Here is a 13,071-nt window from a genome sequence, read left to right on the forward strand (position 1 = left end):
TCGACAGACAACATTCGCCTACGGTCAAGGAGGACCGGTATGGCTGAGCCCCACGTGCCCCACGTGCCGCAGTCGGCGCAAGGGTCCCCCGAGCGCCTGCGGGTCGCCGTCGGGTGCGGAGTCGGCGCGACCATCGAGACGTACGACTTCATCGGCTTCGGAACCGCGGCGGCCCTCTACTTCGGCGACGTGTTCTTCCCCGACTCCGACCCGCTGTCCGCCACCCTGCTCTCCTTCGCGACCCTCGGCATCGGCTTCGCCGCACGCCCGCTCGGCGGCATCGTGGCCGGCCACCTCGGCGACCGCGTCGGCCGCAAACCCGTCCTGGTCGGCTCACTGCTGCTGATGGGCGTCGCGACCGTGCTGATCGGCTGCCTGCCCACCTACCAGACGGTCGGTATCTGGGCGCCGGTCCTTCTGGTGATCGTCCGCGTGATCCAGGGCCTCGCCTTCGGCGCGGAGTGGGGCGGCGCCATCCTGATGACCTTCGAACACGCCCCGTGGCGCAAGCGCGGCCTCTACACCGGCATCACCCAGGCCGGCTTCCCGGTCGGCCTGCTGCTCGCCAACCTCGCCTTCCTGTTCAGCCGGCACACCCTGGACGACAACTGGGCCTGGCGCGTGCCGTTCCTGCTCAGCGCCGTGCTGATCGCCGTCGGCGTCTTCATCCGCCTGAAGATCGACGAGTCGCCCGAGTTCGAAGCCCTCAAGGAGTCCGGCGAGGTCGTCAAGAACCCCCTCCTCACCGTCGTCCGCGACGACTGGCGAGGCGTCCTGCGGGCCTTCTGCCTGCGCATCGCGGAGACCGCCGGATACGCCGTCTCCGTCACCTTCGTGCTCTCCTACCTGGACGACGGCGACACCCCCGACGTCAGCAGTACGACCACCCTCACCGCGCTGGTCACCGCTGCGGCGCTCGGCATCGCGGCCACCACCCTCTGGGGCCGCCTGTCGGACCGGATCGGCCGCCGCCCCGTCTACCTGCTGGGCTGCGCCGTCAGCGTCCTGTGGGGCGTCCCGCTCTTCCTGCTCGTCAACACGGAGAGCGCCGTCCTCGTCCTGCTCGCCTTCGTGATCAGCTACACCGTCTGCCAGAACTGCCTCGCCGGAGTCCAGGGCGCCTGGTTCTGCGAGCTGTTCGACACCGGGACCCGCACCGCAGGCACCTCCCTGGCCTACCAGCTCTCCGCCGTCGTCTCCGGGTTCACCCCCATGATCGCCACCGCCCTCCATTCCGTCACCGGCTGGACGGGCCCCGCCGTGCTCTTCAGCTGCTACGGGCTCCTGGGACTCGTGGCGGCCTGGACGACCCGCGAGACCTGGGGCACGGAGGAACGCCGCGCGGCCGACCGCGCCGTCACCGCGAGCCCCGCACTCCCCGCCGCCCGCTGACAGAAATGAGGACCACCGTGACGTCCACACACGCACCCGGGACGAGGGCGCCGAACCCCCAGCGCGTCGACGCCCTGCGCGAAGCCGCCCACCGCATCCGCGGCTACGCGCTCGACATGGGCGAGGTCCAGGGCCAGGGCTACATCGGCCAGGCCCTCGGCGTCGCCGACATCCTGGCCGTCGTCTACAGGGACGTCCTCGACTTCCGCCCGCACGACCCGCACTGGCCGGGCCGCGACCGGTTCCTGCTGTCGATCGGCCACTATGCGATCGCCCTGTACGCGGCGCTCGCCGAGGCCGGCGTGCTGGACGTCGCGGAACTCGCCACCTACGGCGGCGACGACTCCCGCCTGCCCATGTCCGGCATGGCCACCTACACCCCCGGCATGGAGATCTCCGGCGGCTCCCTCGGCCACGGCCTGGGCATCGCCACCGGCATGGCCCTCGGCCTGCGCCACCAGGGCAGCACCGCGCGCGTCCACACCCTCCTCTCGGACGGCGAACTCGACGAGGGCTCCACCTGGGAGGCCGCGCTCGCCTGCGCCCACCACGGCCTGGACAACGTGACGGCCATCGTCGACGTCAACGCCCTCCAGGCGGACGGGCCGACCGGGGGAGTGCTGCGCACCGAGCCGGTCACCGCCAAGTGGGAGGCGTTCGGCTGGCACGCCGTCCGCGTCGACGGCAACGACGTCGAAGCCCTAGTCACGGCCTTCGACGGCCTGCGCGCGCACCGGGGCTCCCCGGCCGTCCTCGTCTGCGACACCCGCGTCGGATGCGGCGTGCCCCTGCTGGAGAACCGGGAGAAGGCGCACTTCATGCGGGTCGAGGAACACGAATGGCAGATCGCCCGCGACCAGTTGACCGAGCGCCACCGCACGGAGGAAACCGCCCGATGACCACACGGACACCCCGCAAGCTCACCACCTCCGCGATGATCGCCTCCATCGCCGAGGAGGGACAGCGCACCGCCAAGGCCCCCTTCGGACACGCGCTGACCCGGCTCGCCGACGAACGCCCGGACGTGGTCGGCCTCTCGGCGGACCTCGCCAAGTACACCGACATGCACGTCTTCCGGGACGCCCACCCCGGCCGGTTCTTCCAGATGGGCATGGCGGAACAGGTGATGCTCGGCGCCGCCGCCGGACTGGCCGAGGTGGGGCTGACCCCGTTCGCCTCCACCTACTCCGTCTTCGCCACCCGCCGCGCCTACGACTTCCTGTGCCTCGACATCGCCGAACCGGGACTCGGCGTCAACGTCGTCGGCGCCCTGCCCGGCCTGACCACCGGCTACGGGCCCAGCCACCAGGCCACCGAGGACCTGGCCATCCTGCGCGGCATGCCCGGACTGACGATCGTCGACCCCGCCGACTCGGTCGACATCGAACAGGCCGTCCCCGCGCTCGCCGCCCACCCCGGCCCCACCTACCTGCGGCTGCTGCGCGGCGCCGTGCCCACCGTCCTCGACGAGTACGACTACCGCTTCGAGGTCGGCCGGGCGGCCCTGCTGCGCGACGGCCGCGACGTGCTGTTCGTCTCGACCGGCCTGATGACGGTCCGCGCCCTGACCGCCGCCGCGGAACTGGCGGCCGACCGCGTCGACGTCGCCGTCCTCCACACCCCTACCATCAAACCCTTCGACCGCGCGACGGTCCTGCGGGAGGCGGCGAAGGGGCGCCTCGTGGTGACGCTGGAGAACCACAGCGTCGTCGGCGGCCTCGCCGAGTCCGTGGCGTCCTGCCTGGCCTTCGCCGGGCAGACGGCACACCTCGTCCCCATCGGCCTGCCGGACGCCTTCCTCGCCGCCGGCGCGCTCCCCACCCTCCACGACCGCTACGGGCTGTCCGTCACCGCGATCAAGGACCGCGTACGCCGCGCCCTCTGATCCCGCCCCCACACACACACACCGCAAGGAGAACCGCATGACCACCCCCCGCACCGCCGTCGTCACCGGCGCAGGCTCCCGGCGCGGCATCGGACGCGCCACCGCGCACGCCCTCGCCGCGGCCGGCCACCACATCGCCGTCCTCGACCTGGACAAGGACGCCGCCGAGGACGCCGCCCGGGAGGTCGGCGCCCGGCACGGGGTCGAGGCCCTGGGGCTCGCGGCGGACGTCTGCGACGCCGGGGCGGTCGACGCCGCGCTGAAGCAGGTGGAGGCCGCGCTGCCGCCCGTCGGTGTCCTCGTCAACAACGCGGGGATCACCTCACCGACCCGCTTCCTCGACGTCACGCCCGCCGAGTGGGACCGGATCTTCGACGTCAACGTCCGGGGCGGCTTCCTCGTCACCCACCGGGTCGCGGCGGGCATGGCCGAACGGGGCTACGGGCGGATCGTGTTCCTGTCGTCCGTCTCGGCGCAGCGCGGCGGCGGCGTGTTCGGCGGCGTCGCCTACTCGGCGGCCAAGGCGGCGCTCCTCGGCTTCGCCCGCTCCCTCGCCCGCGAACTCGGGCCGTCCGGGGTGACCGTGAACTCCGTGGCACCGGGGCTGATCGACACCGACATCACCCAGGGCAAGCTGGACGGGGAACGGAAGACGGCCATGATCGCGGACGTGCCGGTGCGGCGGATCGGCGGCGTCGAGGACGTGGCCGACGTGATCGCCTTCCTCGCCCGGCCGGAGTCGGGCTACCTGACGGGCGTGACGTACGACGTCAACGGCGGCTCCCACATCCACTGACGAGGCCCGGCGGGCGCAGTCGCCCGCCGGACCCACGGGTCAGCGCCAGCCCAGCGCCGGGGCGACGTGGGTGAGGACGCTCTCGATCACGTGGACGTTGTAGTCGACACCGAGCTGGTTCGGCACCGTCAGCAGCAGTGTGTCGGCGGCGGCGATCGCCTCGTCCTCGGCGAGCTGCTTGACCAGCGCGTCGGGCTCGGCGGCGTAGGAACGGCCGAAGATCGCCCGGGTGTTCTCGTCGATGTGGCCGATCTGGTCCCGGGAGCCGCCCTCGCGGCCGAAGTAGGCGCGGTCACGGCCGTCGGTCAGCGGGAAGACGCTGCGGCTCACCGACACGCGCGGCTCCCGGGTGTGGCCCGCCGCCCGCCACGCCTCGCGGTACGCCTCGATCTGCTTGCGCTGCTGCACGTGCAGGGGCTCGCCGCTCTCGTCGTTCTTGAGCGTCGAACTCTGCAGGTTCATCCCGAGACCGGCGGCCCACCGCGCGGTCGCGTTCGAGCTGGAACCCCACCAGATACGGTCCCTGAGCCCGTCGGAGTACGGCTCGACACGCAGCAGGCCCGGCGGGTTGGCGAACATCGGACGGGGGTTCGGCCGCGCGAAGCCCTCGCCCTTCAGGACGTCGAGGAACCGCTCGGTGTGGGCGCGGGCCATGTCCGCGTCGCTCTCCCCCTCGGCCGGCACGTGCCCGAAGTACCGCCAGCCGTCGACGACCTGCTCCGGAGACCCCCGGCTCACGCCGAGCTGGAGCCTGCCACCGGAGATCAGGTCCGCCGCGCCCGCGTCCTCGGCCATGTAGAGCGGGTTCTCGTACCGCATGTCGATCACACCGGTACCGATCTCGATCCGGCTGGTGCGCGCGCCGATCGCCGCGAGCAGCGGGAACGGCGAGGCGTGCTGGCGCGCGAAGTGGTGGACACGGAAGTACGCGCCGTCGGCGCCGGCCTCCTCGGCGGCGACCGCGAGGTCGATCGCCTGCAGGAGGGAGTCCGCCGCCGTGCGGGTCTGCGACTGCGGCGACGGCGTCCAGTGTCCGAAGGACAGGAACCCGATCTTCTTCATACCGCGTTCAACAATCGGGGGCGGGGTACATTCCCCGCCCTCCCAGCCCCGGCACCGGCGCTGGGACGGGCAGGGCGCGCGTGCCGAAGCGCTGGGCGGCGTGGTCGACGCTTTTGTCCTGCGTGGCGTTCCAACCGGAGGGCAGGCTGCCGGAGTCGGGAAGGGTCGCTTCGACGACCGCCGCCTCGTCGAGCGCGGTGCTCTCGCGTTCGGCCACGGCTGATTCGCTCGGCGCGGTGGTGCCCGTGCCTCCGCCGCCCCCGCTGAGCGCGTCCGGCCGGCCTCCGACTCCGAATCACCACGCTGTTCGTAGCGTGCGTGGACGGAGCGGACAGGTGTACCTCCAGCCGCCGTCTCAGCTCCGGGTCCGCCTCCATCTCGTCCCGCAGCAGCTCCTGCGCGTCGGACCGCGCTGCCGGAGTGCCGCCGGCGGCGAGTTCTTCCAGGGGCGCGCGTCCCCGTTCCGTGGCGGCGAGACGGGTGCGCACCAGCTCGGTGACCGCCGTCCCGGCGCCCTCCCCGACAGACGTCGCCGCCCCCGTGACCGCGCCGGCCTTCCGTCGGGGCCCATCAAGTGCCGGGGCGGGATCCGGTCACGATCCGCCCGCGTGCCTCGCCGAACCCGATCCGGGCCCCGTCCGCGCCCGGTGCGGTGGCGGTGAGGACGACCTCGTCGCCGTCCTCCAGGAACGTCCGCTCGCGGCCGTTGACGGTGACGGGCTCCGCGCCGCCCCAGGTCAGCTCGATGAACGCGCCCCGCTGGTCCTTCGCGGGCCCGGAGACGGTGCCTGAGGCGAACAGGTCACCGGTGCGCGAGGGCGCGCCGTTGACCGTCTGGTGGGCCAGCATCTGCGCGGGGGACCAGTACATCGCCGCGTACGGGGGCCGGGAGACGACCTGCCCGTTCCAGGCGACCGAAAGCTCGATGTCCAGACCCCACGGCTCGGCCATCCGCAGGTACGGCAGCACGGCCGGCTCCTGCGGCGGCAGCGGGATCCGGGCGGCGTCCAGGGCGAGCAGCGGCACCACCCACGGCGAGACCGTCGACGCGAACGACTTGCCGAGATTGGGGCCCAGCGGGACGTACTCCCACGCCTGGATGTCGCGCGCCGACCAGTCGTTGAACAGCACCACCCCGAAGATGTGCCGCTCCGCGTCGTCCGCGCCGACCGACTCGCCCATGGCACTCCCCGTCCCGACGACGAACCCCAGCTCGGCCTCGATGTCGAGACGCACCGAGGGCCCGAACACGGGCACGGGGTCCTGCGGCCCCTTGCGCTGCCCCGAGGGCCGCACGACGTCGGTGCCCGACACGACGACCGACCCCGCCCGCCCGTGGTAACCGACCGGCAGATGCTTCCAGTTGGGCATCAGCGGATCCGGGCTGTCGGGCCGGAAGAGCCGGCCCAGGTTCGCGGCGTGATGCTCGGACGCGTAGAAGTCGACGTAGTCCGCGACCTCGAACGGCAGACGCAGCGTCACCGCGCCCAGCTCGTGGACGGCCTCCTGCGGCACCGGCCCGCGCAGCCGCTCGGCGATCGCGGCCCGCACCTCGGTCCAGCGGTCGTACCCCTGCGCCATGAAGGCGTTCAGGCTCGGCCGGGCGAAGACGTCGTCGTCCAGCAGCACGGCCAGGTCGATCACCTGGTCCCCGTACCGGGTCGCCACGCGCGGCTCACGGCCGGGCAGCGAATACACCCCGTACGGCAGGTTGGCCAGGCCGAACAGGGAGTCGGCGGGAACACTCGGGCGGACGGTCATGCGGGCACCTCGGTCGGGTCGGCGACGACATCGGCGGGCAACAGGCCAACTCTGCGGCCTCGACAGCGGGTACGGCGAGGAAGCAGGGCTCGACTGGACACTTTGCACAGCTTCCAGGGCCGTCCGCGAGACAGACTGAGCAGCTTGATCAGTCCCGGAGGCGACTCTTGTGCAGAGTCCGTGCGCAGGTGTGTCCTGACGCCACGCGCTGGACACGGGCACGGTGAAAAGGGGCCTCGCATGAGCATGGAACAGACCCTCACGAGCCAGGAACGGCTGGCGGAACTGGACTTGGACCAGCTCAAGCAGTTGGTCGGACTCGTCGAGTACGACGCCGCGAGCGACCCCTTCCCGGTGACCGGCTGGGACGCCGTGGTCTGGGCGGTCGGCAACGCGACCCAGGCCGCCCTGTACTTCCAGACCGTGTTCGGGATGGAACTCGTCGCCTACTCGGGCCCCGAGACCGGCAACCGCGACCACCACGCGTACGTGCTGCGCTCCGGGGCGATCCGCTTCGTCCTCAAGGGCGGCGTCCACCCCGACAGCCCCCTCCTCGACCACCACCGCCGCCACGGCGACGGCGTGATCGACATCGCCCTCGAAGTCCCCGACGTCGACCGGTGCGTCGCCCACGCCCGCGCGCAGGGCGCGACCGTGCTGGAGGAACCGCACGACACCACCGACGAACACGGCACCGTCCGCACCGCCGCCCTCGCCACCTACGGCGAGACCCGCCACACCCTCGTCGACCGCTCCCGCTACACCGGCCCCTACCTGCCCGGCTACGTCGCCCGAAGCTCCGGCTACGCCAAGCCCGACGGCGAGCCCCAGCGGATCTTCCAGGCCCTCGACCACGTCGTCGGCAACGTCGAACTCGGCCACATGGACGAGTGGGTCGGCTTCTACAACCGCGTCATGGGCTTCACCAACATGGCCGAGTTCATCGGCGACGACATCGCCACCGAGTACTCGGCGCTCATGAGCAAGGTCGTCGCCAGCGGCAACCACCGCGTGAAGTTCCCGCTCAACGAGCCGGCCCTCGGCAAGAAGCGCTCCCAGATCGACGAATACCTCGACTTCTACCGGGGCCCCGGCGCCCAGCACCTCGCCCTCGCCACGGGCGACATCGTCAGGACCGTCGACGTGCTGCGCGCCAAGGGCGTCGAATTCCTCGACACGCCCGAGAGCTACTACACCGACCCGCAGCTGAGGGCCCGCATCGGCGAGGTCCGCGTCCCCATCGAGGAACTGGCCTCGCGCGGCATCCTCGTCGACCGCGACGAGGACGGCTACCTCCTGCAGATCTTCACCAAGCCGATCGGCGACCGGCCCACCGTCTTCTTCGAGTTCATCGAACGCCACGGCTCCCTCGGCTTCGGCAAGGGCAACTTCCAGGCCCTGTTCGAGGCGATCGAGCGTGAGCAGGAACGGCGCGGCAACTTCTAGCCGACCGGCGCCGGTTCACCTCGCCGGGAAGAAACGGTGGCAGCCTCCGGTCAGGGTGGGGGTACGGCTTCACGTGAACCGACCGGAGGGAAGCGCCACTCATGACCGGCAAGCTGAAGTAAACCGTCGGACGGTACGGCATCTGGAGCGGCGCCCTGCGCTCGGGGGAGCGGAGTGGCGAACTCGCCGAGGTGGCCGCGGAGCTGGAGGAGCTGGGCTACGGGGCGCTCTGGCTCGGCGGCAACACCTCCGCCCGCGACGCCGCCCCGCTGATCGAGGCGACCTCCCGGATCGTGGTCGGCACCAGCATCCAGAGCATCTGTGAGCACGAGCCCGCCGCCACCGCCGCCAGCTACGCCGAGTTGGACGCCGCCCACCCCGGCCGCTTCGCCCTGGGCCTCGGCGTCAGCCACGCCCGGTTCGCGGAGGGGTACCGGCGCCCCTACTCGGCCCTGGTGTCCTACCTGGACGGCCTGGACGAGGCTGGCCACTCCGCCGACCGACGTCTCCTCGCGGCCCTCGGCCCGAAGAGCATCGACCTCGCCCGGGACCGCGCCGCCGGAACCGTCCCTTACCTGGTCACCGCCGACCACACGGCCGCGTCCCGCGAACGCCTGGGCGACGGCCCGCTGCTGGCCCCGGAGCTGAAGGTCGTCCTGGAGTCCGACCCGTCCCGGGCCCGCGCCCTGGCCCGCGACTACCTGGCCATCTATCTGACCCTCCCCAACTACACCGGCAACTTCCTCCGCCACGGCTTCACGGAGGACGACCTGGCGGACGGCGGCAGCGACCGCCTCATCGACGCGCTCTACGCCTGGGGCGACGACACCCGGATCCGCGCCCGCATCGACGAGTACATCGCCGCGGGCGCCGACCATGTGGCCCTCCACGTCATCGACGGCAGCGGGCCGACGGGAGAGTCCCTGCCGAGGAAGTCCTGGAGCAGGCTCGCCGCCCTGCTGACCTGAGCCGAGGAGCGCCGAGGCCGGCAGGGCGCGCGGGCCACCGGCGGGCGACGCGGCATCGCGCCGCCCGAGTCCGTCACTCGGCCCGCGACAGTTCGGCGGCGTGCCAGTGCCGCAGCAGACCGTTCACCGCCTGCCGTCCCGCCCGGTTCGCCCCCACCGTGGACTGCGACGGCCCGAACCCGACCAGATGCACGCGCGGCTCACCGGCGACCTGGGTGCCGAGCATGGTGATCCCACCGAGCGCGTTGCGCAGCCCCAGCGGGTCGAGGTGAGCCAGCGCGGCCTTGAAGCCGGTGGCCCACAGGATCACGTCGACGCTCGTGAAGGAACCGTCCGCCTCACGCACCCCGTGCGGTTCGACCGCCGTGAACATGGGCCGGCGCGCGAGGGCCCCGCGCTCCTTCGCGGCGCGTGCGTACGGCGTCCAGCCCAGGCCGGTGTAGGAGACGACGCTGCCGGTGGGCCGGCCCGCCTCCACATCGGCGGTGACCTTCGCGATCACCGCGCGGCCCTCGACCTCGGGCGTGAACGTGCCGTCCAGGAAGACGGGTTCACGCCGCGTGTACCAGTACGTGGTGGCCGTCCGCGAGATCTCCTCCAACTGCTGGAGCGCCGAGATGCCCCCGCCGACGACGGCGACCCGCAGGCCGGTGAACCGGTCGGCGCTGACGTAGTCGCGGGTGTGGAGCTGGCGGCCGGTGAAGGTCTCCTGCCCGGGGTAGTGGGGGCGGACGGGGTTGTTCCAGGTGCCGGTGGCGTTGATCACGGCCCGCGTCGTCCACGTCCCGGCGCCGCTCTCCACCGCCAGCTCGCCGTCCGGCCGCTCGTCGACGCGCCGCACGGCGCCGACCGTCACCGGCCGCAGGATCGGCAGCTCGTCCGCCTGCTCGAAGGCGGCGAAGTAGCGCGGGACGGCCGTCCGGCTGGGCTCGTCGGGGTCGATGGGCGGCTGCGGGAAGTCGGGCAGGTCGAAGATGCCGTTGACGGTGTTCATCCGCAGCGACTCCCAGCGGTGGCGCCACGCCCCGCCGGGCGCCGGTTCGGCGTCCAGGACGACGAAGGTGCGTGCGCCGTCCGGGTCGGTCAGCGCGCTGGTGAAGCCGCGCCGCTTGAGGTGGTGTGCGGCGGACAGGCCGGACTGCCCGCCGCCGATGACCACGACATCGGCACGCACGGGGGTGTTCATGAGGGCTCCTCGGGTGGTGCGCGGGGGTGCGCGCCTTCGGGTGAGACGGTAATCCGGATGCCGTTGACGTATCAACTCGCGAGTGGTTCAGTTGATGCGTCAACCGTAAATCCTCCTGGGACAGAGGTCACTGGTATGAGTGAGAACAAGGTCATCGCGGTCGCCGGAGCCACGGGCGCGCAGGGCGGCGGAGCCGCGCGGGCGATCCTGGCCGACCCGGACTCGGGCTTCACCGTGCGCGCCCTGACCCGCGACCCGGCCTCGTCCGCCGCGAAGGAACTCGCGGCGCTCGGCGCGGAGGTCGTGCGGGCGGACTTCTACGACGAGCCGTCCGTGCGCGAGGCGTTCGAGGGCGCCTACGGAGCCTTCCTGGTCACCAACTTCTGGGCGCACGGCTCGGCGGCCAAGGAGATCCAGGAGGCCCAGACGCTGGTGCGGGCGGCGAAGGCCGCCGGGCTGAAGCACGTCGTGTGGTCGACGCTGGAGGACACCCGCGAACTGCTCCCGCTGGACGACGCCCGCATGCCGGTCCTCCAGGGCAAGTACAACGTGCCGCACTTCGACGTCAAGGGCGAGGCCAACGACCTGTTCCGCCGGGCCGGCGTACCGACGACCTTCCTGAACACCACGTTCTTCTACCAGGGCTTCTTGACGACGCTCGCCCCCGAGCGAGCCGAGGACGGCGTCCTGACGCTGACCCTGCCCCTGGAGGACGGCAAACTCCTGTCCGGCGTCGACGTGAACGACATCGGCCGCACCGCCCTCGCCCTCCTCGAGCGCCCCGAACACTTCATCGGCGAGACCGTCGGCCTCGCGGGCGACCACCTCACCGGCGCCCAGTACGCGCAGCTGATCGGCGAGGCCATCGGTGAGCCGGTGCGCTTCCGGTCGGTGCCCTACGACGTCTTCCGCTCCCTCGGCGTCCCGGCGGGCGACGAGATCGGCAACATGTTCCAGTACTACGGGGACTTCGACCAGGAGTTCACCGGCGCCCGCGACCTGGCCGCGATCCGTGCGATCCACCCGGAGCTGAAGAGCTTCGCCACCTGGATCGCGGAGAACGCCGCCGCGCTCCCCGCGCGCTGAACCACCCGCACCTCCCGCGCTCCACAGGACTCGATGAACTGTCAACTACGTTTACACTCTCTTCATGGGAGACACAGTGCGATGGCTGACGCCGGAGGAGCAACGCGCCTGGCGAGGCTTCGTGAGGCTGCACGAACGGCTCGGCGGGCGCCTCGGGCGCCGGCTCCAGTCGGAGGCCGGCGTGTCTCCCGCCGACTTCGCGGTCCTGGTCCACCTGACGGACTCACCCCAGGGGCGTCAGCGCTACCAGGACCTCGCGCGGGCGCTGGAGTGGGAGAAGAGCCGTATGTCCCACCACATCGCCCGTATGGCCGGCCGGGGCATGGTCGTCCGCGAGGAGTGCGCCGAGGACGCGCGCGGGGCGTTCGTCGTGATCACCGACGCCGGGCGGGCGGCCATCGAGGCGGCGGCGCCACGGCACGTCGAGGCGGTGCGCGAACTCTTCCTGGACCACGTCACCCCGGCCGAGCTGAGGGCCCTGGCCGAGATCTCCGAGCGGGTCATCGGCAAGCTGGACGAGGAGCGGAACGCACCCGACAAGCAGTCCTGACTCGCGCACCGGCCCCAGGGTCGTTGTTGATGCGTCAACCCGGAGGAGTCGCGCCTAGGGGCCCCTGCTCAGGCCCCCTGCCCGGCCTCCCCGGCGGCCGGCACCCGCGCCGCCGCGGCGACGAACCCCTCCAGCACCCGCGACACCCCGTCCTCGTCGTTGGAGGGCGCACGGTGGCGTGCGGTCGCCAGGACGTCCGGGTGGGCGTTCGCCACGGCGTACGAGTGCCCCACGGCCGTGAGCATGGGCAGGTCGTTGGGCATGTCCCCGAACGCGGCGATCTCCAGGCCGTCGATGCCCAGTCGGCCGCTCCAGGAGAGGAGGGTGGTGGCCTTCGTGACCCCGGGCGCGCTGAACTCCACCAGCGAGAGCCCGGTGGAGTGGGTCGTCTCGGCGCCAGGTCCGGCGATCCGGTGCGCCTGCGCGAAGAACTCGTCCAGCGGGAGCGTCGGATGGTGGGCCAGGATCTTCAGCAACGGGCGGTCCACGGCGAGCAGTTCCCCGGCCGGGCCGACGACCTCGACCGATTCGCCGCCGTACGACCAGCTCGGGTACGCGCTCTCGTGCCCGTACCCCGTGTCGTACTCGACGGCGAAGGACGTGCCGGGAATCGCCTCCCGGATCCGCCGCGCCAGCAGGGCGGCGGAGCGGGGCGGGAAGGGGAGCGTGTGGGCGAGCGTCCCGTCGGAGTGGTGGACCGCCGCGCCGTTCGCGGAGATCACCGTGTGCGGACCGGTCCTCGCCAGCAGCTCCGGCACACTGCGCGGCGGACGGCCGGTCACCAGGACCACACGGATCCCGGCGCCCTCGGCCGCCGCGAGCGCCGCGCGTGTACGGGCGGACAGCGTCCCGTCACTGCGCAACAGGGTGCCGTCGAGGTCCGTCGCGACCAGTCTGGGCGGCGTCGCCGTGCTCATAGGGGGCTCTCCTCGGCGGTAC

The 13,071-nt window shown here is 72.1% G+C and carries 12 protein-coding genes and 1 pseudogene; 8 read left to right on the top strand and 5 right to left on the bottom strand.

Going from position 1 to position 13,071, the window contains the following annotated elements; all coding sequences use genetic code 11:
• The first annotated feature begins 39 nt into the window (after positions 1 to 39).
• Genes IAG44_RS42040 through IAG44_RS42055 form a run of 4 tightly spaced genes read left to right on the top strand, consistent with a single transcriptional unit; the run spans position 40 to position 4,073 of the window.
• Complete coding sequence (locus tag IAG44_RS42040) at positions 40 to 1,392, top strand: MFS transporter (RefSeq protein ID WP_187752264.1); 1,353 nt, start codon at positions 40 to 42, stop codon at positions 1,390 to 1,392.
• A 17-nt stretch (positions 1,393 to 1,409) separates the two neighbouring features.
• Entirely contained in the window at positions 1,410 to 2,291 is an 882-nt protein-coding gene (locus tag IAG44_RS42045) for a transketolase (protein ID WP_223006851.1), read from the top strand.
• Entirely contained in the window at positions 2,288 to 3,277 is a 990-nt protein-coding gene (locus IAG44_RS42050; RefSeq protein ID WP_187752266.1) for a transketolase family protein, read from the top strand. Before IAG44_RS42045 ends, IAG44_RS42050 begins: the two co-directional genes overlap by 4 nt.
• A 37-nt stretch (positions 3,278 to 3,314) precedes the next feature.
• Complete coding sequence (locus IAG44_RS42055; protein ID WP_187752267.1) at positions 3,315 to 4,073, top strand: SDR family NAD(P)-dependent oxidoreductase; 759 nt, start codon at positions 3,315 to 3,317, stop codon at positions 4,071 to 4,073.
• A gap of 39 nt (positions 4,074 to 4,112) precedes the next feature.
• Here the strand turns inward: IAG44_RS42055 and IAG44_RS42060 are convergent, their stop codons facing one another.
• From IAG44_RS42060 to fahA, 3 genes are all read right to left on the bottom strand, one after another.
• Complete coding sequence (locus IAG44_RS42060) at positions 4,113 to 5,135, bottom strand: LLM class flavin-dependent oxidoreductase (protein ID WP_187752268.1); 1,023 nt, start codon at positions 5,133 to 5,135, stop codon at positions 4,113 to 4,115.
• Positions 5,136 to 5,142: 7 nt separating this feature from the next.
• Entirely contained in the window at positions 5,143 to 5,352 is a 210-nt protein-coding gene (locus tag IAG44_RS42065; RefSeq protein ID WP_187752269.1) for a hypothetical protein, read from the bottom strand.
• 353 nt (positions 5,353 to 5,705) lie between these two features.
• Positions 5,706 to 6,896 (bottom strand): fumarylacetoacetase, encoded by a 1,191-nt coding sequence (fahA, locus tag IAG44_RS42070; protein ID WP_187752270.1) that lies wholly within the window; start codon positions 6,894 to 6,896, stop codon positions 5,706 to 5,708.
• Positions 6,897 to 7,136: 240 nt separating this feature from the next.
• On the opposite strand from fahA, the gene hppD reads away from it, so the two are divergent.
• Entirely contained in the window at positions 7,137 to 8,342 is a 1,206-nt protein-coding gene (gene hppD, locus IAG44_RS42075; protein ID WP_187752271.1) for a 4-hydroxyphenylpyruvate dioxygenase, read from the top strand.
• A 122-nt stretch (positions 8,343 to 8,464) separates the two neighbouring features.
• A pseudogene (locus tag IAG44_RS42080) lies at positions 8,465 to 9,310 on the top strand (LLM class F420-dependent oxidoreductase); the annotation flags it as partial.
• Between the two features lie 73 nt (positions 9,311 to 9,383).
• Here the strand turns inward: IAG44_RS42080 and IAG44_RS42085 are convergent.
• The gene (locus tag IAG44_RS42085; protein WP_187752272.1) at positions 9,384 to 10,496 is read right to left on the bottom strand and encodes an NAD(P)-binding domain-containing protein; all 1,113 of its coding nucleotides are present in this window, start codon (positions 10,494 to 10,496) and stop codon (positions 9,384 to 9,386) included.
• Positions 10,497 to 10,631: 135 nt separating this feature from the next.
• Here IAG44_RS42085 and IAG44_RS42090 point away from each other — a divergent pair, with 135 nt between their 5' ends.
• Positions 10,632 to 11,582: an NmrA/HSCARG family protein gene (locus tag IAG44_RS42090; protein ID WP_187752273.1), complete on the top strand. Its 951-nt coding sequence runs from the start codon at positions 10,632 to 10,634 to the stop codon at positions 11,580 to 11,582.
• A 64-nt stretch (positions 11,583 to 11,646) separates the two neighbouring features.
• Positions 11,647 to 12,132 carry a MarR family winged helix-turn-helix transcriptional regulator gene (locus IAG44_RS42095; protein WP_187752274.1) on the top strand — a complete coding sequence of 162 codons (486 nt, stop codon included), beginning with the start codon at positions 11,647 to 11,649 and terminating at the stop codon, positions 12,130 to 12,132.
• Positions 12,133 to 12,200: 68 nt separating this feature from the next.
• On the opposite strand, the gene IAG44_RS42100 is transcribed toward IAG44_RS42095, so the two are convergent.
• Positions 12,201 to 13,049, bottom strand: coding sequence for an HAD family hydrolase (locus IAG44_RS42100; protein WP_187752275.1), 849 nt, complete (start codon positions 13,047 to 13,049; stop codon positions 12,201 to 12,203).
• Between the last annotated feature and the right edge of the window lie 22 nt (positions 13,050 to 13,071).

The sequence above is a fragment of the Streptomyces roseirectus genome (assembly GCF_014489635.1).
Lineage (GTDB): Bacteria > Actinomycetota > Actinomycetes > Streptomycetales > Streptomycetaceae > Streptomyces > Streptomyces roseirectus.